This is a genomic window from Hydrogenophaga sp. NH-16, assembly GCF_004006415.1.
Taxonomy (GTDB): Bacteria; Pseudomonadota; Gammaproteobacteria; order Burkholderiales; family Burkholderiaceae_C; genus Hydrogenophaga; species Hydrogenophaga pseudoflava.
In genome coordinates, this window is record NZ_CP029344.1 from 1,441,537 (window position 1) to 1,462,150 (window position 20,614).

The window sequence follows — 20,614 nt, forward strand, 5'->3', positions numbered from 1 at the left end:
CATGCCCCCCCTGGCCGACATCCTGGTGGCAGTCCTGCTGGTGTCCAGCGGCGTGCTGGTCCTCGTGGCCGCGCTCGGCCTGTGGAGACTGCCCGACTTTTTCCTGCGCATGCACGCACCGGCCCTGGCGTCCACGCTTGGCGCCTGGATCGTCACCCTGGCCTCCATCGTGCACTTCAGCACGCGCGGGGCGGGGCTGAGCCTGCACGTCTGGCTGATCATCATCGTGCTGTCGATCTCGGCCCCGGTCACGACCATCGTGCTGGCACGCGCCGCACTGTTCCGCCGGCGCCAGGCCGGCGACCCGCTGCCAGCGCCGCTCCAGCGGCGCCGTTGACCACGCGACCACACACCGCCCGGCAAGCCACGAAGGACGCACCCATGATCACGGACATCGAGGACTTCTTTGCCAAGGGCTGCGGCCGCTGCGAGCGTTTCGCCACCCCCGCCTGCTCCGCCAACCAGTGGCACGACGGCCTGGTTGCGCTGCGCGCCCTTTGCCGCTCGGCCGGCTTGGTGGAAACCGTGAAATGGGGCCACCCCTGCTACATGCACGCCGGGCGCAACATCGCGCTCATCGGTGCGCTGCAGGGCGACTTCCGGCTCAACTTCTTCAACGCCGCGCTGATGAAAGACCCCGAAGGTCTGCTGGAGCGGCAAGGCCCCAACACGCAGCACCCCGACTCGATCCGGTTCACCGCCACCGAGCAGGTCGAAGAACGGGCCAGCGCCATCCACGCCTACCTGCTCGAAGCCATGGCCTATGCCGACGCCGGCATCCGCCCACTGAAAGTGGTGCAGGCGCTGGAACTGCCCGACGAGCTGGTCGACGCGATGGACGCCGACCCCGAACTGGCCGAGGCCTTCCACCGCCTCACCCCGGGCCGCCAGCGCAGCTACGCGATACTTCTGAGCTCGGCAAAAACGGCGGCCACGCGCGTGTCGCGGATCGAGAAGGCGCGCCCACACATCCTGGCGGGCAAGGGCGCGAACGAGCGCTGACAGCCTTTCTCGTCCTGCTTCGGGCGCAGCACCGACGGCCATGACCCCCGCCACCGCAGCCCATCTCGCCGACGCCCTGATGGCGCTGCATGCGGGCGTGGTGCTGTTCGTCGTCGGGCTGCTTCCACTGGTGCTCATCGGCGGCGCGCGGGGCTGGCGCTGGGTGCACCACCGAGGCCTGCGTGTCACGCATCTGGGGCTGATCCTGTTCATCGCTGCCCAGACCTGGCTCGGCCAGCTCTGCCCGCTGACCGTGTGGGAGCAGGACCTGCGGCACCTGGCCGGGCAAGGCGGCTACCCGGAAGGTTTCATCGAACACTGGCTCGCGCGCCTGCTGTATTGGGACGCACCCTGGTGGGTGTTCGAGGCGGCCTACACGGCGTATGCCCTGCTGGTGGCGGTGGCCTGGTGGTGGGTGCGGCCACGCTCAGGCTGACGCACGGCCTGCGCCCGGAATGCCCGAACAGGCCAATGACCCGACAGCGCTGCCCGTGGCTGGCGGCGCTCCCGACCGGCACCGCGGGTGGATGAAACACCAGCTTTGACAATGGCGCCGACTCAGGCATGCTCGACATCGTTTGACGCGGCTCAAGAAACGCCGGCGCCGCCGGGTGGATGCACGCAGCATGCGGACCGCCATCACGAGGTCCGACGGATTGGGAACGACAGCCGAGAAGGAAGGTGCAAGGCATGAAGCGCAAGACCCCCCTGACGGAACGCGAGACCGCCGCGATGAAGGCCGTGCCGGAAACCGCGGATGCGGTGGAGGAACAGATCGTCAAGCGGCCCGACGGTTATTACAGGACCGCCCCTGATGGCAAGCAGGAGATTGGCCCCTTCAGCAGCTACGAGGACGCGTTGGCCGACATGCAGGCTGCCGACCTCGAAGCGCCCGAGCCTGGCGAGAGCCTGCGCGAGGCTGAGAGTGAACTTGGCATTTCGGACTGGATCGACCCCGAGACCGGTGAACCGGCCGAAGGCCTCTCGCCCCCGCACCTGGACGGCGACTGAACAAAAGCACACGATGAAACCTCCTGGGTGGTACCCGCGCCGGTCTTCTCTGGCACCTGGATGTTTGCCATCCGCATGGTCGTGGGCAAGGGCGGGCAGGCGCCTGTGCCTGGATGCCTGATTTCTGCAGAGAGGAAACCATGAACACCTTGACCAAACTCGCCCTGGGTGTGCTGGGGCAACTGCACGGCCAGCCCGCCAGCGGCGCGGTGCTTGGAGAAATGGCGCTGCCCCCGGCACGGACCACGGGCGGCCTGCCCTTGATGCAGGCCCTGCAACAGCGCCAGTCCCAACGCGACTTCCGCCCTGACGCGCTGGAGCCGCCAACCCTGTCGGATCTGCTGTGGGCCGCCGCCGGCATCAACCGTGCCGAGCACGGCGGCCGCACCTCGCCCTCGGCCATGAACGCACAGGAGGTGGACCTGTACGTGGCGCTGCCGCAAGGCCTGTACCGCTACGAGCCGCAACGCCACGTGCTGCTGCTCATCAAGGCCGAAGACGTGCGCCGTGTGACGGGTTACCAGGACTTCGTCGACAACGCGCCGCTGGACCTGGTCTACGTGGCGGACCACGGCCGCATGAAGATGGTGCCCGCCGCGCAGCGTGAGGCCTACGCCTCGGTGGCGGCGGGGGCCATGGCGCAGAACGTGTACCTGTTTTGTGCCTCGCACGGGCTGGGCACGGTGGTGCGGGCCTGGTTTGACCGCCATGCGCTGACGAAAGCGATGGGGTTGACGAATGATCAGCAGATTCTGCTGACGCAGACGGTGGGACACGCGAAGCGCTGATTTTCATTGGCGTGGCACCCGGATGACCGCCGCGGAGCAGAAACCGGGACGTGACGGCACGGCCGCGACTTCACACCGCCCAACGGGGTTCATCCCCCTCCCAGCCGCCGCGCCTCCACCTCGAACGGGTTGTCCCAGTAGGCATCCCGCCCGCGCATCCACTGCCACGCCCCAGCCAGCAGATACGCCGGCAGAAACAGCGGCCCCCAGCGTTCGCACTGCCGCACATGCACCCGCTCGTGCGCGCGCAGGCGTTGCAGTTCCTGCGCATGGGTGCCGAGCACGACGTGGCCGAAGGTGATGGCGGCGAACGGCCAGCGGCGGCGGGGTGGCGCGCGGCGCGCGGCGATCTCGATCACGCCGTCCACGATGCGCAGGCGCGCGCCAAACGGCACCAGCAGCAGGCCGAGCGCGAGGCCGATCAGCGTGTTGGGCGAGGCCCAGAGCCACCGCGCCCAGCGCCCGAGGCGCCCGGCCGGTCGGGGCCTGCGGCGGGGCATGGCCTCAGGACACGATGTACGCGCCCGAGCCGCAGGACAGCAGCTTGCCGTCCGCCCCGCGGAACTCCATGCGCGTGGACGCGACGCGCGAGCCCAGGCGCAGCACCTCGGCGCTGAGTTCGAAGTGCTCGCCGATGCCGGGGCGCAGGTAGTCGATGCGCAGGTCGATGGTGCCGAGCTTGGCGAAGCGGTGCAGGCGCTGTTCGGGCGTTTCGTCCATGTGGCGCGCGCCGATGGCGGCCATGCAGGCCAGGCCGCCCATGGCGTCGAGCCCGGCGCTGATGACGCCGCCGTGCACGCGGTTGTGGCTGTAGTGGCCGATCAGCTCGTGCTTCATGTCGATGCGCGCGGTCACTCGATCAGGCAGCAGGCTGGTGATCTTCAGGCCCAGCACCTGGTTGAACACGATTTTTTCTTCGAAGATGGCCTTGAGCCCGGCGATGAACTCGGTCTCGAACTCGGTGGGGGCGGGCGCGGTGGTTTTGGTCATAGTCCGGATTGTCGTGCGGCGAGTTCTTTCATGATCTCTTCGGCGCCGCCGCCGATCATCATGACCTTGACCTCGCGGTAGATGCGTTCGCTGGCGGTGCCGCGCATGTAGCCCATGCCGCCGAGGATCTGCACCGCGGCGTCGGCGCAGAACTGCATGGCCTGCGTGGCGTGGTTCTTGAGCAGGCAGACATGCGCCACCCAGTCCGGGCCTGTGTCGCCCGCGTCGGCGCGCGCGGTGACGGCGTCGACCCAGGCCTGGGTGGATTCGATGCGCATGCGCATGTCCATGAGCTTGTGGCGGATGACCTGGCGTTCGATGAGCGCGGCGCCGAAGGTCTGGCGCTGGCGCGCCCAGTCCAGCGCCTCGTCGTAGCAGGCCTGGGCAAAGCCGAGCGCCATGGCGCTCATGGCCAGGCGCTCGCCGTTGAAGTTGCCCATGATCATGCGGAAGCCTGCGCCTTCTTCGCCGAGCCGGTAGCGCACCGGCACGCGCACACCATCGAAGCGCAGGTGCGCGGTGTCAGAGCAGTGCCAGCCCATCTTCTGCAGCGCGCTGCGCGAGACGCCAGGCCGGTCCATGGGCACCACCACCATGCTGATGCCGCTGGCGCCCTTGTTGCCAGCATCGGTGCGAACGGCGAGCGCGAGCCAGTCGCAGCGCAGGCCGGAGGTGATGAAGACCTTCTCGCCGTCGATCACGTACTCGTCGCCCTCGCGCCGCGCGGTGGTGCGCAGCGCGGCCACGTCGGATCCACCGCCAGGTTCGGTGATGCCCAGCGCCGCGATCTGCTCGCCGCGCAGCACGGGCGGCACCACCTCGGCCTGCAGCTCGGGCGCGCCATGCGCCAGCACCGGCGGCAGGCCGATGTTCAGCGAGAACAGGCTGGCCATGAGGCCACCGCTGCTGCCGTGGCGGGCCAGGGTCTGCGACAGCGCGTTGCGCGCGCGCCAGGGCGCGGGCGTGCCGCCCAGATGCTCGGGGTAGCCCAGGCCGAGCAGGCCGAGGTCGGCGGCTTCGCGGTACAGCGCGCGCGGAATCTCGCCAGCGGCCTCCCAGGCGTCGAGGTTCGGGCGCACCCGCTCCAGTGCAAACCGGCGCACGGTATCGACCAGCGCCTCCAGGTCGGCGGCGTCGAAGTCGCTCGAGGTGTCGGTGCTCATGCGCCCTCTTCCGAAAAGACCAGCAGCACCTGTGCCGGTACCAGCTGCTGCCCCGCCACCACGGTCACGCCGGACACGGTTGCGTCGCGCGGTGCGGCGATCTGGTGTTCGATCTTCATGCTCTCGATGGTCAGCAGCACCTGCCCGCGCGCCACACGCTGGCCGGGCTGCACCATGAGCGACACCAGCTTGCCGTTGAAGGGCGAGCGCAGTTCGCGCGCCGCGGGGCCCTGGCCACCGCTCCGCGCGGCGGACAGGCTCAGGTCCTGCAGGGGCAAGTCGTGGGCGCCCCAGCGCACATGGCAGTGGCCGTCGGCCTTGCGCACCACCAGCGCGGGCTGGGCGATGCCATCAAGCGCCACCGTCCCGTGGCCGATGTGCGCGGTGTGCTCACGCTCACCGGCCTGCACCTGCAACACCCCGTGGCCGAGTTCCCGTACGGTCAGGTCCAGCGTGGTCTCTCCAAACTTCACGCGCAGCGGCCGCACGAACGGGCTGGGCAGATCGGTGCCCGCACGGCCCAGCCAGGTCGCGGCCAGTGCGGCGGCCACACAGGCTTCGTGTGGTGGCCAGAGCGCGGCACGCAACCCGTCGCCGTGCTCCGCGAGGAAGGGGATGGTGGCCTCGCCCGCAGCGAACACCGGGTGGCGCAGGCAGGTCGCGAGGAAGGCGCGGTTGCTGGGCAGGCCGAGCAACACGGTGTCGTCCAGCGACTGCGCGAGCTTCGCGATGGCCTCGTCGCGGGTCGGCGCGTGGGCGATCAGCTTGCCCAGCATGGCGTCGTAGTGCGGCGTGACCACCGTGCCGTCTTCGAGCGCGTGGTCGAAGCGCAGGCCATCGGTGAGGGTCGGTTCGGCGAAGCGCTGCACCGTGCCGGCGTGCGGGGTGAAGCGCTCGTCTTCGGCGCAGAGGCGGACCTCGATGGCGTGGCCCTGGAGCCGCACCTGGTCCTGCGTCAGCGGCAGGGGTTCGCCTCGCGCGATGCGGAGTTGCCATTCGACCAGGTCCAACCCTGTGAGCGTTTCGGTGACGGGGTGCTCGACCTGCAGCCGGGTGTTCATCTCCATCAGGAAGAACTGGTCGCCGTCGAGCAAAAACTCCACCGTCCCCGCGCCCACATAACCCGCGCCCTGCACCAGCGCCACCGCGCAGCGGCCGAGTTCGGCGCGCAGTTCGGGCGAGACCGCCGGGCTGGGCGACTCCTCGATGATCTTCTGGTGGCGGCGCTGCACCGAACAGTCGCGCTCGCCGAGGTGGATGCAGTGGCCGTGGGTGTCGGCGAACACCTGCACCTCAACGTGGCGCGGGTTGAGCAAGGCACGTTCGATCAGCAGGTCGCCATTGCCGAAACCGGCCAGGGCTTCGGACCGCGCGCTCTGCAGCGCGGCGGGCAGTTGCTCGGCGCTGTGCACGAGGCGCATGCCGCGCCCGCCGCCACCGGCCACGGCCTTGACCATGACCGGGTAGCCGATGCGCTGCGCCTCGGCCGCGAAGGTCTCGTCGCGCTGGTCGTCGCCGAAGTAGCCCGGCAGCACCGGCACACCCTGTGCCAGCGCCACCGCCTTGGCGGCGGACTTGCTGCCCAGCGCGCGGATGGCGGCGGGCAGCGGTCCGACCCAGGTGAGGCCGGCGTCGATGACGGCCTGCGCGAAGTCGGCGTTTTCGCTGAGGAAGCCGTAGCCGGGGTGCACCGCGTCGGCGCCGCTGGCGCGCGCGGCGTCGATCAGCTTGTCCACACGCAGGTAGCTGTCGGCCGAGGCCGTGCCGCCCAGCGCCACGGCCGTGTCGGCTTCGCGCACGTGCAAGGCGTCGCGGTCGGCGTCGGAATACACCGCCACGGTCGCGACGCCCATCCGGCGCGCGGTGCGGAGGATGCGGCGCGCGATCTCGCCGCGGTTGGCGATCAGCAGGCGCTTCATGCGCCCCCCTCCACCCACGGTGCGGGCTGCTTGCGCACAAAGGCCTTGAGGCCGGCGGCCGCCTCCGGCCCGCGCAGGGCCGACGCAAAGGCGATGGCGGCTTCGTCGCGCAGGTCGGGCAGCGGTCCGTGCAGGCGGCGCAGCAGCTGCTTGGTCGCGGCCAGGGCACCGGGTGCGGCCAGGCGGTGGCGCGCCAGCGTGTCGGCCAGCGCCGCTTCCATCTCGCCGTCGGCCACCACGTCGTTGACCAGGCCCAGGTCGCACGCTTCGCTGGCGCTGAAGTGCCTGCCCGAGAGCAGGCAGTCGCGCGCGGCGCGGTCGCCGAGGCGGCGCCAGACGAAGGGCGCGATCTGCGCCGGTGGCAGGCCCAGCGTCACCTCGGGCGTGGCGAACACCGAGCGCTGCGTGGCGAGCACCACGTCGCCGCAGCAGGCCAGTCCGAAGCCGCCGCCCATGGCCGGCCCGTCCACCGCCACCACCAGCAGCTGCGGCAGTTCGGTCAGCGCGTGCAACACGTCGCCGAACGCGCGGTTGGCGTCGACCAGCGGGTCGTGTGCGCCCTCGGCCAGCGGCTGGCCGATGGCGCTGGCGAAATGCCCCAGGCTGCCGCCTGCGCAGAAGGCGCCGCCCCCGCCGGTGAGCACCACCGTGCGCAGACTGGCGTCGGCCTTGGCCCGCAGGCAGGCACCGAACAGGGCGACCACCATGCCGTCGGACAGCGCGTTGCGCGTGGCCGGGTCGTTGAGCGTCCAGCGCTCGGTGTCGCCCTGCCGCACCACCAGAAAGTTGCTCATGCCCCGCCCCTTCAGTGCACCGGGCGCTTGGCGATGCCCATCATCTTGGTGAGGATGCCCAGCATCACCTCGTCGGCCCCGCCGCCGATGGAGGCCAGGCGCCCGTCTCGGTACATGCGCGAGACCTTGTTGTCCCACGTGAAGCCCATGCCACCCCAGAACTGCAGGCAGGTGTCGGGCACCTGGCGGTTCAGGCGCCCGGCCTTGAGCTTGGCCATGGTGGCCCACTCGGTCACGTCCTCGCCGGCCACGTAGTGCTCGCAGGCCTGGTAGGTCAGCGCGCGCAGGCTCTCGACCTCGGTCTTGAGCTCGGCCAGCTTGAACTGCACCCACTGCTGGTCGGCCAGCGAAGCGCCGAACAGTTGGCGCTCCTGCGCGTACTCCACCGTCCACTGGATGCAGTTGGTGAGGCTCTGGATGCAACTGGCCGCGGCCCACAGGCGCTCTTCCTGGAACTGCTGCATCTGGTAGATGAAGCCCGCACCCTCGGCGCCGATGCGGTAGCGCTGCGGCACGCGCACCTCGTCGAAAAACAGCAGGCCGGTGTCGCTGCTGTTCATGCCGATCTTCCTGATCTTCTGGCCGACCTCGAAGCCCTTGACGGTCTTGCCGTTCTCGCGCAGCGGCACCATCACCAGGCTCTTGTTCTTGTGCGCCGGGCCCTCGCTGGTGTTGACCAGCATGCACATCCAGTCGGCCTGCAGGCTGTTGGTGATCCACATCTTCTGGCCGCTGATGACGTAGTCGTCGCCGTCCTTGCGCGCCACGGTCTTGATGGCCGACACATCGCTGCCCGCACCGGGTTCGCTCACGCCGATGCAGCCCACGGCGTCGCCCGCGATGGCCGGCGCCAGGAACTGCGCCTTGAGTTCCTCGCTGCCGAAGCGCGCCAGCGCGGGCGTGCACATGTCGGTCTGCACGCCGATGGCCATGGGCACGCCGCCGCAGTGGATGTGGCCCAGCGTCTCGGCCATGGCCACGCTGTACGAGTAGTCCAGCCCCATGCCGCCGTAGGCCTCGGGCTTGGTCAGGCCCAGCAGGCCGAGCCGGCCCATCTGCTTGAAGACCTCGTGCGCCGGGAACATCTCGGCCGCTTCCCATTCGTCCACGTGCGGGTTGATCTGCTCGTCGATGAAGCGCTTGAGGGTCTTCTGGATCTCGCGGTGTTCGTGGGTGAACTGCATGTCGTGTCTCCTGTCGTTGTCTGGAATGCGGTGGTCACATGCGCGCGACACCGAACTGCGTGGGCCTCGGCTGGCGCAACGCCGCCTCGGCCACGGTGTCCAGGCAGAAGCGGAGCACGGCGCGGGTGTCGCGCGGGTCGATCACGCCGTCGTCCAGCACCAGACCGCTCGTATAAAAAGCATCCGCCTGCGACTCGAACTTCTGCACGATGGCGTCGTACTGCGCCTTCATCTGCGCCTGCACCTCGGGCGTGTCGGTGGGAATGCCTTTGCGCGCCATGCCGGCCTCGGCCACGATCTGCATGGTCTTTGCGGCCTGCTCGCCGCCCATGACCGCGGTGCGCGCGTTGGGCCAGCTGAACAGGAAGCGCGGCGCGTAACCGCGGCCGCACATGCCGTAGTTGCCCGCACCGAAACTGGCGCCGCACTGGATGGTGATCTGCGGCACCGTCGCATTCGTCACCGCCTGGATCATCTTGCTGCCGTGCTTGATCATCCCGGCCTGCTCGCTGTCCTTGCCGACCATGTAGCCGGTGGTGTTCTGCAGGTAGACGATGGGGTGGCCGAGCTGGCACATCCACTGGATGAAGTGCGTGGCCTTGTTCGCGCCGGCCACGTCGATGGGACCGTTGTTGCTGATGATGCCGACCGCGTGGCCGCCGATGTGCGCCTGGGCGCAGACCGTGGCGGCGCCGTAGAGCGCCTTGAACTCAAGGATGTCGGAGCCATCGGTGATGCGGGCCATGACCTCGCGCATGTCCACCGGTTCGCGGTGGTGCGCGGGCATCAGGGACAGCAGGTCCTCGGCGTCTAAACGGGGTTCGGGCGCCGTCGGTCGCTGAGGCATCTGCCAGCCGGTGCGCGCCACGATGTCGCGCGCCAGGCCCAGGGCCTCGCGGTCGTCTTCGGCCAGGTGCTCGCCCAGTCCCGACACCGTGGTGTGCATCTCGGCACCGCCCAACTCCTCTTCGGTGGCGATCTCGCCGGTGGCGGCCTTGAGCAGCGGCGGCCCGGCGAGAAAGGCGCGCGAGCGGCCGCGCACCATGATCACGATGTCCGAGAGGCCCGGCATGTAGGCGCCACCGGCGGTGCCCGACCCGTGCTGCACCGTGATGACCGGCAGGCCCGCCGCCGAGAGGCGCGCGAGGTTGCGGAACAGACCGCCGCCGAGCACGAAGCCCTCGACCTGGTACTTCATCAGGTTCGCGCCCGCGCTCTCGACCAGGTGCACGAAAGGCAGCCGGTTCTCCAGCGCCATCTCCTGCACCCGCAGGATCTTCTCCAGCCCGCGCGCCTGGATCGCACCGGCCTCGATGCCCGAGTCGCTGGCCACCACCATGCAGCGCACGCCGCCGATGAAGCCGATGCCAGCCAGCATGCCGCCGCCGGGCACGGACTTCTCCGGGTCCTTCGTGTCCTGCAGGAAACCGGCCAGCGAACACAGCGGCAGGTACGGCGCGCCCGGGTCCAGCAGCAGGCCCACGCGCTCGCGCGGCAGCAGCTGCCCGCGCTTGTGGAACACCGGCGCCGACAGGGCCGAAGCGGCCGCGGCGCGGTCTTCCAGCGCCCGCAGCTGGGCGATGCGCGCCAGCAGGGCGTCGCGGCGTTGCGCGGCCTGTTCGCTGTGCGGGTTGAAATTCGACGCAAAGCTCATGACTGGAACACCTTGGGCGTGACCGCGCGGTGGAAACCGTCGAAAGGTTTCACCGCGTCGCGCTGCTGCACCTCGGCCGGTGCGGCGACCTGCCCCCAGCCCATGCGCACCTGGGGCCGTGCGCCGTCCACACGCAACACCGTGCCGCTGATGAAGCTGGCCGCGGGCGAGAGCAGAAAGACGATGGCGGCCGAGGTCTCGGCCTCGTTGCCGAAGCGCCCAGCGGCACGGTCTGGCGCATCTCGCGCAGCATCGGCCCGGCCTCGGGCGGGTAATGGTCCATGCCGCTGGAGGCGATGTAGCCCGGTGCGACCGCGTTCACGCGCACGCCGCTTTTCGCCCACTCCATCGCGGCGGTCTCGGTGAAGCTCACCATGCCCATGCGGGCGGCGCCGCTGTGGCCCATGCCGGGCATCGAACCCCACATGTCCGCGACGATGTTCACGATGGCGCCGCCCTGCGCCGCCATGCTCTGCAGGTAGCACTCGCGCGCCACCAGGAAGCCGCCGGTCAGGTTGGTGTCGATCACCGCCTGCCAGCCCTTGGCACTGATCTTCTCCAGCGGCGTGATGTACTGGCCGCCCGCGTTGTTGACCAGGGCGTCGATGCGGCCGTGGGCCTGCACGGCGTCCGCCACCATGGCCTTGACGCCGGCTTCGTTGCGGATGTCGCAGACGTGGAAGCTGGCGCGGCCGCCGTCGTCGGCGATCTCGATGGCCGTGGCCTGCAGCTTCTCGGGGTTGCGGCCCACCAGCACCACCATGGCACCCAGCCGGGCCAGCTCGTGCGCGGTGCAGCGGCCGATGCCCGAGCCGCCACCCGTGACCATCACCACGCGACCGGCGAACAGGCCGTCGCGGAACACCGACCGGTAGGGACCGCTCATATGGCTTCCTTCAAGAACAGTTGCAGCGCCGCCTCGGTCAGGTCGTCGAGCGAAGACCGGCGGCCCGGCTCGAACCACTGCACCGCCCAGTTGAGCGCGCCGAAGATCATCAGCCGCGCCAGGCTCGGGTCGCCCTGCAGCTCGCCGCTGTCGTGCAGCGCCTGCAGCACCGGCACCCAGACGGCCTCGTACCCGCGCCGCAGCTCGTTGACCGCCTGGCGCTGCACCTCGGACAAGGAGCGCCACTCGTAGAGCATCACCGGGATGAAGTCGCTCTCTGCACCCAGCAGCACCTCCAGGTGGTTGCGCACCAGCACACGCAGGCACTCGCGCGCGCTCAGCGTCTGGCCCGCGGCGGCGACCGCGGCGTGCATGGCACCGGCCTGGCGCCCGGTGGCGCGCTGCATGCCTTCAAGCATCACGGCGGCCAGCAGCGCCTCCTTGTTTTCAAAGTGGTAGAAGGGCGAGCCCGAGCGCATGCCTGCGGCGGCCGCGATGTCGCGCGTGCTCGTGGCGGCAAAGCCCTGCTGGCGGAACAGGCGGGCCGCGGCGCGCAGCAGGTCCTGGCGGCGGTTGCCGTCGTCGCGCTCGTCGGCGGTCTTGCGGGGTCGCCCGCGGGCGCGCCGGGGCGCCGGGTCTGTGCTGTGGTCGGGGGTGTCCGGGATCATGGGGAGGCACCTTAGCAGCGGCTCTTATTTTTAGCAAGCATTTGCTTTGTATAAATAGACTTCGCTGTCACCGGCCCGACATCTGCCCCCGCCAGCGCCCACAATCCCCGGAACCTCACCACCCGATGCGCCGTTCATTCATGAGCCCACCCCACGCCACCCGACGCTCCCACCGTTTGCTCGCACCATGAACCTCTGGTCTTCCCTCGGTCCGCTGGTCGGAGGTCTGGGCCTGTTTCTGCTGGGCATGGGCATGATGACCGATGGCCTCAAGCTGGTCGCCGGACCGGCCCTGCACAACATCCTGAGCCAGTCCACGCGCACCCGCTGGCATGCGCTGGGCACCGGCGTGCTGGTGACGGCCCTGGTGCAATCGTCCACCGCGGTGGGCGTGGCCGCCATCGGCTTTGTCAACGCGGGTCTGCTGGGGCTGGCGCCCGCGGTGTGGGTGGTGTTCGGTGCCAACGTGGGCTCCACCATGACCGGCTGGATCGTGGCCCTGGTGGGTCTGAAGTTCGGGATGGAGGCGCTCGCGCTGCCGCTGGTGGGCCTGGGCGCGTTGATGCGCCTGAGCGGCGAGCACCAGCGCCGCGGCGCCCTGGGCACGGCGCTGGCCGGCTTCGGGCTGCTGTTCCTGGGCATCGGCCTGCTGCAGCAGGCGTTCGTGGGCCTGGCCGGGCAGATCAGCCTGCCGCAGGGCACGGACGCGCTCTCGGTGCTGGCCCAGCTGGGCATCGGCCTGATGATGACGGTGCTGATGCAGTCGTCCAGCGCAGCCATGACCATCACCCTGACCGCGGCCCAGAGCGGACTGATCGGACCCCAGGGCGCGGCCGCGGTGGTGATCGGCGCCAACATTGGCAGCGCGGTGACCACCGCCCTGGCCGGCATCGGCGCCACCCCCAACGCGCGCCGCACGGCCGCCGCCCACGTGCTGTTCAACCTGCTCACCGGCGCGGTGGCACTGCTGCTCCTGCCCTGGCTCGTCGACGCGCTGTCGGCGGCACGCGAAGCGCTGTCGCTGCCACCCGACCCGGCCACCAAGCTGGCGCTGTTCCACACCACATTCAATCTGCTGGGCGTGCTGCTCATGTGGCCGCTGGCCGACCGCCTCACGCACTGGCTGCTGCAGCGCTTTCGCGCCCGGGAGGAGGACGAGGCGCAGCCCCGCTTCCTGGACGACAACGTGCTGGCCGTGCCCACGCTGGCACTGGACGCGCTGGAGCAGGAGATCGCGCGCCTGGGCAAGCTGTGCGTGCACCAGGCGGGCGCCGTGCTGAAGGTGGCCACGCCCGAGGCGCTGGCCAGCGGCCAGACGGTGCTTTCGCAGCTCGACGCCGCCGTGGAGCGCTTTGTGGAGCGCATGGGCCGCAGCGCACTCACACCAGCCTCCACCGAACGCCTGGCGGAGCTGCTGCGCATCCTGCGCTACTACGAAACCTGCGCCGAACAGTTGCGGGTCTCCGCACCGCTGGTGCCACCCGGCGCCGCGGACCCCCGGCTGCCCGATGCGCACCAGCGCTTCGTGTCCACGGCCACCTTCCTGCTGGCCGAACACGGCCGGGTAGTCCCGGGCCCCCGCCCTGCACTCGACCTCCTGCCCATGGAGGCCGCCTACCAGCACCTCAAGGCCACGGTGCTGGCCGCAGCGGCGGCGGGGCATGTGCCGCTGGCGGACATGGAGGCGTCACTGGAACGGTACAGCGCGATGCGCCGCGCGCTGCAACAGGCGGTCAAGGCCCACACACGGCAGCAGACCCTCCACCGGGCCTGAGCCATCGCATAAATTCCTTCTTTTTAAGAAGGTATCTATCTGTTTATATGCTTTTTCGGGATTGAATTGTCGCTACCCTAGTCGTTCTTCAATTTCCTTCAGCAGGAGACTTCTCATGAAAAAACTGCTTTCCCTGCTCGCCGTCGTGCTGACGCTGGGCCTGGGCACCGCCCACATGGACGCAGAGGCCAAGCGCATCGGCGGCGGCAAGTCGCTGGGCATGCAGCGCCAGGCCACCCCGCCCGCCAAGGCGCCCGATGCCTCGCCGAACGCCGCACCTGCCGCAGGTGCCGCGGCCGGTGCCGCCGCCGCGCCCAAGCGCAGCTGGATGGGCCCGGTGGCCGGTCTGGCCGCCGGCCTGGGCCTGGCCGCGCTGGCCTCGCACCTGGGCTTCGGTGAAGAACTCGCCAACATGCTGATGATCGGCCTGATGGTGATGGCCGCTCTGGCGGTGATCGGCTTCATCATGCGCAAGCGGGCCGCGGCGTCGCAAGGCGGCATGGCCTACGCCGGTGCCGCAGCCGGTGCGGGCGGTTCGAACAACGCCTTCCGCATGCCCGCCAGCCCGGTGCAGACCGGTGGCGCTGCCGCCGGTGGCTCGATGATCGGTGCCAACCTGCAAGGCGCGCAGCCGCGCATCCCGGCCGACTTCGACGTCGCCGCCTTCGAGCGCAACGCCAAGGTGAACTACATCCGCCTGCAGGCGGCCAATGACACCGGCAACCTGGACGACATCCGCCAGTTCACCTCGCCGGAGATGTTTGCCGAGCTGCAGATGGACATCCGCGACCGCAACGGCGCCACCCAGCACACCGACGTGCTGAGCCTCAACGCCCAGGTGCTGGAAGTGGCCGAAGAAGACGCCCTGTACGTGGTGAGCGTGCGCTTCACCGGCGAGCTGCGCGAAGACGGCGTGACCAGCCCGGTCGACGAAATCTGGCACCTGACCAAGCCGCACCAGGGCAACGGCGGCTGGATCCTCGCAGGCATCCAGCAAGGCGCCTGACCGATTGTTGTTCCACGAGAACTCCTCGCTTGCCCCGGCCCACCGCCGGGGCTTTTTTTCGCCCTTTCAAGGGGCCTTGAGACCATAACGCCGCAGCCGCGCGGCGATGGCCGAGTGCGAGGTGCCCAGGCGCTCGGCCAGCTTGCGCGTGCTCGGGTGGTCGGGCAGCAGGCGCTGCAGCAGCCCGCGCTCGAAGCCGGCCACCGCTTCTTCCAGCGTCGTCACCTCCTCCTGCACGGCGGCCGTCGACACCGCGCTCACGTCGGCCCCGGCCAGCTCCAGCGCCGGCACGTCGATCACCGCCGCGTCGCTCAGCGTGACCGCGCGGAACACCACGTTCTGCAGCTGCCGCACATTGCCGTGCCAGGGATTGGCCAGCAGCGCCTCGCCGGCCGCGCGGCTGAGCCGCGCCCTGGGCCGGCCGATCTGCGCACAGGCGCGTTCGAGAAACACCTGCGCCAGCGGCAGGATGTCCTCGGTGCGCTCGCGCAGCGGCGGCAGGTTCAGCTGCAGCACGTCCAGCCGGAACAACAGGTCCTGGCGGAACGCGCCGCTGGCCACCATGTCCTCCAGCGCGCGGTGGGTCGCGCTGATGATGCGCACATTGACCTTGAGGTCGCGCTCGCCACCGACGCGGCGGAAGCTGCCGTCGTTGAGGAAGCGCAGCAGCTTGGCCTGCAGGTAGGGCGACATCTCGCCCACCTCGTCGAGGAACAGCGTGCCGCCGTCGGTCAGCTCCAGCAGGCCCGGCCGGCCGCCGCGCAGCGCGCCGGTGAAGGCGCCGCTGGCATAGCCGAACAACTCGCTCTCGGCCAGGCTCTCGGGCAGGGCCGCGCAGTTGAGCGCGAAGAAGGGCTGGTCGCGGCGTGGGCTGCCGGCGTGGCAGGCCTGGGCCACCAGTTCCTTGCCGGTGCCGGTCTCGCCGCGGATCAGCAGCGGCGCATCCACCTGGGCCATGCGCATGGCGCGCTGCTTGAGTGCGCGGATCGCGGGCGACTGCCCCAGGATCGCCTCGAAACCGCCCGCGCCGTGGTTCTGCAGCGCACTGATGCGCTCGCCCAGGCGCTGCGGCGCGTGCAGCGTCAGCACCGCGCCGGCCACGCTGCCGCCCGCGTCGTGCAACGCGACGGTCTCCATCAGGAAGCGCTGCCCGCCCACCTGCACCTCGCTCACCGGCAAGCGCGCGCCCTGCGCCACCAGCGCGTCCACCAGCGCGGCATCGCCCGTGAGTTCGCGCAGTGAGCGGCCGGCCAGCTCGGCCTCGGGCATGCCGCACACCGCCACCGCCGCCGCGTTCGCCAGCACCACCACGCCACGTCCGTCGACCGCGAGCACCGGGTCGGTGAGCGAGGCCATGAGCGCGTCCAGGTAGAGCCGCCGCCGCGCGCCCGGCAGCATCTCCAGCTCGGCCACCGAGAGCACACCCGCCACCCGCAGCAGCGGCTCGCGCAGCGCGGCCAGGTCGTCGGCGCCGAGCGTGGGCGCTTCTATATAGATGTGCGGCGGCTCGACCTCGACCGCCGAGACGTTGAGCGCGCGGCTGGCGAGCGCGGCGAGGATTTCCTGGGCAATGCCGACCCGGTCGGTGAAGTGGACGTCGATGCGCATGGTGTGTATCGGTTTCGATCCATTGTATTTATTTCAATCCACCTGCACCCCTCTTCCGTAACGATTTCAATCCAACTTGATAAGACTCCAGTTACTTTTCTTTTCAGATCAAGCACTTGCGATCACGCGCCCGGTGGCACGGCGCTTGCAAAACGCATTGCATCGGGCCACCAGCGGCGCCATCGCGCCGCGGGCCTCATCGGAGAACAACATGCGGGTACTGGTTCTGGGCAGCGGTGTCATCGGCACCACCATCGCGTACTACCTGGCGCGCGACGGCCACGAGGTCGAGGTGATCGAGCGCCAGCCCGGCCCGGCGCTGGAGACCAGCTACGCCAACGCGGGCGAGGTCTCGCCCGGCTACTCCGCGCCCTGGGCCGGCCCGGGCGTGCCGGTGAAGGCCATCAAGTGGCTGCTGATGCACCACAGCCCGCTGGTCATCAAACCCATGCTCGACCCGGCCATGTGGCGCTGGGGCCTGTCGATGCTGCGCAACTGCACCGAGGCGCGCTACCAGGTCAACAAGGGCCGCATGGTGCGGCTGGCCGAATACAGCCGCGACTGCCTGAAGGAACTGCGCGCCGACATCGGCATTCAGTACGACCACCGCGAGCAGGGCACGCTGCAGCTGTTCCGCACCCAGAAGCAGCTCGACGGCACCGGCAAGGACATCGAGATCCTGAAGGAATACGGCGTGCCCTACCAGGTGCTCGACCGCGCCGGCTACCTGCAGTACGAGCCGGCGCTGGCCGACGTGCAGGAGAAGTTCGTCGGCGCGCTGCGCCTGCCCGGCGACGAGACCGGCGACTGCTTCAAGTTCACCAACGCGCTGGCCGAGAAGGCCACGGCGCTGGGCGTGAAGTTCCGCTTCGGCGTCAGCATCGACGCGCTGGAGCGCAACGGCCACCAGATCACCGGCGTGCGCACCAGCGAAGGCCTCAAGACCGCCGACCGCTACGTGCTCGCGCTGGGCAGCTACTCCACCGCCATGCTGGCGCCGCTGGGCATTCACATCCCGGTCTACCCGGTCAAGGGCTTCTCGATCACCGTGCCCATCACCAACGCCCACAAGGCACCCGAGTCGACCATCATGGACGAGACCCACAAGGTCGCCGTCACACGGCTGGGCGACCGCATCCGCGTGGGCGGTACGGCCCAACTGTCCGGCTTCGACCTCGAACTCAACGACAGCCGGCGCAAGACGCTGGAGTTCGTGGTCACCGACCTGTTCCCCAAGGGTGGCGACGTGGCCAAGGCCGAGTTCTGGACCGGCCTGCGCCCCATGACGCCGGACGGCACGCCCATCGTCGGCGCATGCAGGTACGACAACCTGCTGCTGTCCACCGGCCACGGCACGCTGGGCTGGACCATGGCCACCGGCACCGGCCGCGTGATGGCCGACCTGATCGCCGGCCGCACGCCGGAGATCAGCATGGAAGGCCTGACCGTCGCGCGCTACGACTGACCGCCGGCCTCAGGCGGTGGTCTTCCCGACCGGCAGGGCGGCCTTGTAGACCGAGCTCTTCGGCACCGCCATCAGCCGGCGCAGCATGGGCTCGAAGTGGCTCAGCGGCAGCGCCTCCATCGCCGGGTCGAAGGCCGGGTTGTCGTAGCAGCACCCGGTCGGGCAGCGCCCTCGGTGTCGCCCGGCGCGCGCTCAGCGCAGGTTCATGCAGTTGGCATAGAAGGTGGTGGTGGCCGGCCAGTCGGAGAACACGCCGACCACCCCCACCTCCTTGGCCAGCACGTGCAGCGCCTGCAGCATGTCGCCCTCGGTCTTCACCGCGCTGTCGAAGGTCTGGTGGTACCAGCCGTTGTTGCCGTCGGCCAGGATGCCCGAGCGCTCCAGCGTCCAGGTGATCAGGCCCAGACCCGCGGCCCTGGCGTCCTTCGCGGCCTGTGAGGGGACGATCTTGCCGCCCTCGGCGGCCAGCAGCGCGAAGGTGGGTGGCGCCCAGAAGTGGATGCCCTGTGACTTGTAGCCCGCCAGGGTCTTGAGGTCGGGCAGGTCCGCGACCGAATTGGCGTCGTCCAGGTACACCGCCTGTTTGCCAAACGAGGCCTCGTTGTTCACCCAGTACAGCACGTCGCCGATGTCGAAGGACTGCGGGAACACGTCGCGCGGCGGCACCTTGGCGGCCTTGTACTCGTCGATCATCTTCTGCGCATAGGCCTGCTGCGTGAAGCCGTCGAACGGCATCGCCACGCTCGGGCTCTTGAGCTCGGGCGTCATCTTCACGCCCAGTTGCTTGAACAGCTCGATCGACTCGGCGTGGGTCATCAGCGTGCCGCTGCTCGGCCCCGAGTAAAGGTCGGTGCGCCAGTTGGCCGTGCCGCCCAGGTACTGCTCGGGCGTGCGGGCGGCCGGGTTGAAGGCGTCCATCTTGCCGCGCAGGGTCCTGAACTCGGCGAGCGTGATGTCGCTGGTGCGGCACTCGGCCTTGGCCGGTGTCACCACCTTGCCGTCGGCGTCGAGCACGGCGGGCACGAAGGGCTGGGTGCACTTGGCGGCCAGCGGCGTGACCAGGATGTTGGTGGTCGTGTGCAGGTCGTTCTGCGCATGGCGGCAGACCAGCGCCTTGTCCTTGGTGAAGGTGACGTCGCATTCCACGATGCCGGCGCCCATGCGCGCGGCGGCCGTGTACGACTCCCGCGTGTGCTCGGGGAACTGCATGGCGGCGCCGCGGTGGCCAATGGAAAAGTCGCGCGGCGTGAAGTCGCCGCGCTTGGCGCAGCGCTGCAGTTCGCGCTTGAGCGGACCGTCGGCCATGTCGTCGACCAGGAAGAACGGGCGCGGGCCGAGCTGCACATGCGAAGGCCGCTCGGCGCTGCCATGAGAGGCGTGGCGATGGGCCGCGGCGGGCGACTGGGCCAGCGCCATCGAGGCGGTCAGGCCCAGCAGGGCCAGACCCAGGAGACGGGACAGGAACGACATGGGGATTCCCTCCGGTGGGATGAACGGATGATCGGTGGTGCTGCGGTGCGCCATCAACAGGCGCCCGACCGGCGGATCATCGGGAGGGGGTGTGACGGGGGTGTGACGGGCCACCCCTCTTTCCAGGCGAGGATCGCGCGGCTACCGAAGTCCCATGTCCTTCAGAAATCTGTCGACAGCGGCGGACCACAGGTCACGGCCGACGAAGATGAGCTCATGTCCGTCCGCATTGGGCACAGGCGGCGTCGCAACGAAGACCGCGCCCGGGCTTCCTTCTGCAAACGCCGCGTGCCATTGCTTTGGAACGTCGGCGCCCCAGAACCTGTCGTTTTCCGCATAGAGCCACAAGCCTGGAACGCGCGTTGTCTTGCCATACCGCGAGAACGCGTCACGCACCAACTCCGGGGCGCAGCTTTTACCGGGCGACTGGTCAGGATTGCCCGCAACCCCGCCCGCAAAGTTGATGTAGGCCACGACGCCTTCCGGATCTGTCGCAGCGAGCGCCGCGGTCGCGAGGCCTCCGACCGAGTTACCCGCCAGTACGATCTTTGACCGCACCGCCCACGGCTGCTCCCTCGCCCAGGTGACAGCCGCCTGAGTGGCCGCTGCAGCGACCGTTGCGACACGCGCAGGGTCTGGCGCACCGAGGCATGCCCCGCCAGGCCCCCATCGGTGCCCCGGCACCTCGCGGTCACTGCCGCCCGTCTTGCCGTAGCCCGGTCGCGCAGGCGCCACCACCGCGAAGCCCTGCTCTGTCCAGTAGTTCAGGAACTGGCGCGGAACGACCTCGGTCATGGCGCTCCGCTCTTGCTGAGTTCCGGATCTGCCGTGGGCATACACAAGCACCGGGAACGGCCCGTCCCCCGCCGGCTTGAAAACCTCGGTGTGCAGCTCCAGGGTAGAGCCGAAGGTTCCGGCGCCCTTCATCGGCACCTTTGCAATTTGGGCGTCGGGTGGCGCGGCGGTTCCGGCCTGGGCCCAGGCTGGCGCCACACCGACGACAAGGGCCAGGGTGATGGCAGCGGCATCCGCACGGAGCCGTCGTGGAAGCAAGCGTCGCAATACAGGCATGGGGATCTCTGTTGATGTCCTGACACCGATGCATATCGGCCGAACGCCGGAAAACCAAAGCCACGCCCATGAGACAACAGCCCAACCCGACGAGGGTCAAACATTGCGCCCTCTCACAGACGGTCGCACACTGCCGACTTCCGATGGTGCCCTTTCCCCTT

At 69.5% G+C, this 20,614-nt stretch carries 19 protein-coding genes and 2 pseudogenes; 8 read left to right on the plus strand and 13 right to left on the minus strand.

The window, feature by feature from the left end:
• Nucleotide 1 precedes the first annotated feature (1 nt).
• The 5 genes from mnhG to DD542_RS07000 all read left to right on the plus strand — a co-directional run bounded on the left by mnhG (nt 2) and on the right by DD542_RS07000 (nt 2,801).
• The gene (mnhG, locus tag DD542_RS06980; RefSeq protein ID WP_066153657.1) at nt 2–337 is read left to right on the plus strand and encodes a monovalent cation/H(+) antiporter subunit G; all 336 of its coding nucleotides are present in this window, start codon (nt 2–4) and stop codon (nt 335–337) included.
• A gap of 44 nt (nt 338–381) precedes the next feature.
• Entirely contained in the window at nt 382–1,002 is a 621-nt protein-coding gene (locus tag DD542_RS06985; RefSeq protein WP_127804681.1) for a YdeI/OmpD-associated family protein, read from the plus strand.
• Nucleotides 1,003–1,042: 40 nt separating this feature from the next.
• Entirely contained in the window at nt 1,043–1,438 is a 396-nt protein-coding gene (locus tag DD542_RS06990; RefSeq protein ID WP_066153663.1) for a DUF2784 domain-containing protein, read from the plus strand.
• Between the two features lie 254 nt (nt 1,439–1,692).
• Complete coding sequence (locus tag DD542_RS06995; protein WP_241559707.1) at nt 1,693–2,013, plus strand: hypothetical protein; 321 nt, start codon at nt 1,693–1,695, stop codon at nt 2,011–2,013.
• Nucleotides 2,014–2,153: 140 nt separating this feature from the next.
• Nucleotides 2,154–2,801 (plus strand): SagB/ThcOx family dehydrogenase, encoded by a 648-nt coding sequence (locus DD542_RS07000; protein WP_127804683.1) that lies wholly within the window; start codon nt 2,154–2,156, stop codon nt 2,799–2,801.
• Nucleotides 2,802–2,890: 89 nt separating this feature from the next.
• On the opposite strand, the gene DD542_RS07005 is transcribed toward DD542_RS07000, so the two are convergent.
• The 9 genes and pseudogenes from DD542_RS07005 to DD542_RS07045 form a co-directional block, all read right to left on the minus strand.
• Nucleotides 2,891–3,301 (minus strand): hypothetical protein, encoded by a 411-nt coding sequence (locus DD542_RS07005; protein ID WP_127804685.1) that lies wholly within the window; start codon nt 3,299–3,301, stop codon nt 2,891–2,893.
• A gap of 4 nt (nt 3,302–3,305) precedes the next feature.
• Nucleotides 3,306–3,791 carry a thioesterase family protein gene (locus tag DD542_RS07010; protein WP_127804687.1) on the minus strand — a complete coding sequence of 162 codons (486 nt, stop codon included), beginning with the start codon at nt 3,789–3,791 and terminating at the stop codon, nt 3,306–3,308.
• Nucleotides 3,788–4,954 carry an acyl-CoA dehydrogenase family protein gene (locus DD542_RS07015; RefSeq protein ID WP_127804689.1) on the minus strand — a complete coding sequence of 389 codons (1,167 nt, stop codon included), beginning with the start codon at nt 4,952–4,954 and terminating at the stop codon, nt 3,788–3,790. The genes DD542_RS07010 and DD542_RS07015 overlap by 4 nt, the downstream gene beginning before the upstream one ends.
• Nucleotides 4,951–6,873: a biotin carboxylase N-terminal domain-containing protein gene (locus DD542_RS07020; protein ID WP_127804691.1), complete on the minus strand. Its 1,923-nt coding sequence runs from the start codon at nt 6,871–6,873 to the stop codon at nt 4,951–4,953. Before DD542_RS07020 ends, DD542_RS07015 begins: the two co-directional genes overlap by 4 nt.
• Nucleotides 6,870–7,667, minus strand: coding sequence for an enoyl-CoA hydratase-related protein (locus DD542_RS07025; RefSeq protein ID WP_127804693.1), 798 nt, complete (start codon nt 7,665–7,667; stop codon nt 6,870–6,872). The genes DD542_RS07020 and DD542_RS07025 overlap by 4 nt, the downstream gene beginning before the upstream one ends.
• A gap of 11 nt (nt 7,668–7,678) precedes the next feature.
• On the minus strand, nt 7,679–8,851 hold the full coding sequence (locus DD542_RS07030; protein ID WP_127804695.1) for an acyl-CoA dehydrogenase family protein: 1,173 nt from the start codon (nt 8,849–8,851) through the stop codon (nt 7,679–7,681).
• Between the two features lie 34 nt (nt 8,852–8,885).
• Entirely contained in the window at nt 8,886–10,505 is a 1,620-nt protein-coding gene (locus tag DD542_RS07035; RefSeq protein ID WP_127804697.1) for a carboxyl transferase domain-containing protein, read from the minus strand.
• Nucleotides 10,502–11,391, minus strand: a pseudogene (locus DD542_RS07040) (SDR family oxidoreductase). The gene DD542_RS07035 and the pseudogene DD542_RS07040 overlap by 4 nt, the downstream one beginning before the upstream one ends.
• Nucleotides 11,388–12,059, minus strand: a complete 672-nt coding sequence (locus DD542_RS07045; protein WP_127804699.1) for a TetR/AcrR family transcriptional regulator — start codon at nt 12,057–12,059, stop codon at nt 11,388–11,390. Before DD542_RS07045 ends, DD542_RS07040 begins: the two are co-directional and overlap by 4 nt.
• A gap of 187 nt (nt 12,060–12,246) precedes the next feature.
• Between DD542_RS07045 and DD542_RS07050 the strand changes: the two genes are divergently transcribed.
• Both DD542_RS07050 and DD542_RS07055 read left to right on the plus strand, forming a co-directional pair.
• A complete protein-coding gene (locus DD542_RS07050; RefSeq protein ID WP_127804701.1) occupies nt 12,247–13,833 on the plus strand; it encodes a Na/Pi symporter in 1,587 nt (528 codons plus the stop codon).
• Nucleotides 13,834–13,948: 115 nt separating this feature from the next.
• Nucleotides 13,949–14,839 (plus strand): Tim44-like domain-containing protein, encoded by an 891-nt coding sequence (locus DD542_RS07055; RefSeq protein WP_127804703.1) that lies wholly within the window; start codon nt 13,949–13,951, stop codon nt 14,837–14,839.
• A 66-nt stretch (nt 14,840–14,905) separates the two neighbouring features.
• On the opposite strand, the gene DD542_RS07060 is transcribed toward DD542_RS07055, so the two are convergent.
• On the minus strand, nt 14,906–16,447 hold the full coding sequence (locus DD542_RS07060; RefSeq protein ID WP_127804705.1) for a sigma 54-interacting transcriptional regulator: 1,542 nt from the start codon (nt 16,445–16,447) through the stop codon (nt 14,906–14,908).
• Between the two features lie 211 nt (nt 16,448–16,658).
• Here DD542_RS07060 and DD542_RS07065 point away from each other — a divergent pair, with 211 nt between their 5' ends.
• A complete protein-coding gene (locus tag DD542_RS07065; protein WP_127804707.1) occupies nt 16,659–17,912 on the plus strand; it encodes a D-amino acid dehydrogenase in 1,254 nt (417 codons plus the stop codon).
• Between the two features lie 9 nt (nt 17,913–17,921).
• On the opposite strand, the pseudogene DD542_RS23710 reads toward DD542_RS07065, so the two are convergent.
• The 3 genes and pseudogenes from DD542_RS23710 to DD542_RS07075 form a co-directional block, all read right to left on the minus strand.
• Nucleotides 17,922–18,059: pseudogene (locus DD542_RS23710) on the minus strand (HD family phosphohydrolase); the annotation flags it as partial.
• Nucleotides 18,060–18,104: 45 nt separating this feature from the next.
• The gene (locus tag DD542_RS07070) at nt 18,105–19,382 is read right to left on the minus strand and encodes a glycerophosphodiester phosphodiesterase family protein (protein ID WP_164868361.1); all 1,278 of its coding nucleotides are present in this window, start codon (nt 19,380–19,382) and stop codon (nt 18,105–18,107) included.
• Nucleotides 19,383–19,523: 141 nt separating this feature from the next.
• Nucleotides 19,524–20,453, minus strand: coding sequence for a CocE/NonD family hydrolase (locus tag DD542_RS07075; protein WP_127804709.1), 930 nt, complete (start codon nt 20,451–20,453; stop codon nt 19,524–19,526).
• Between the last annotated feature and the right edge of the window lie 161 nt (nt 20,454–20,614).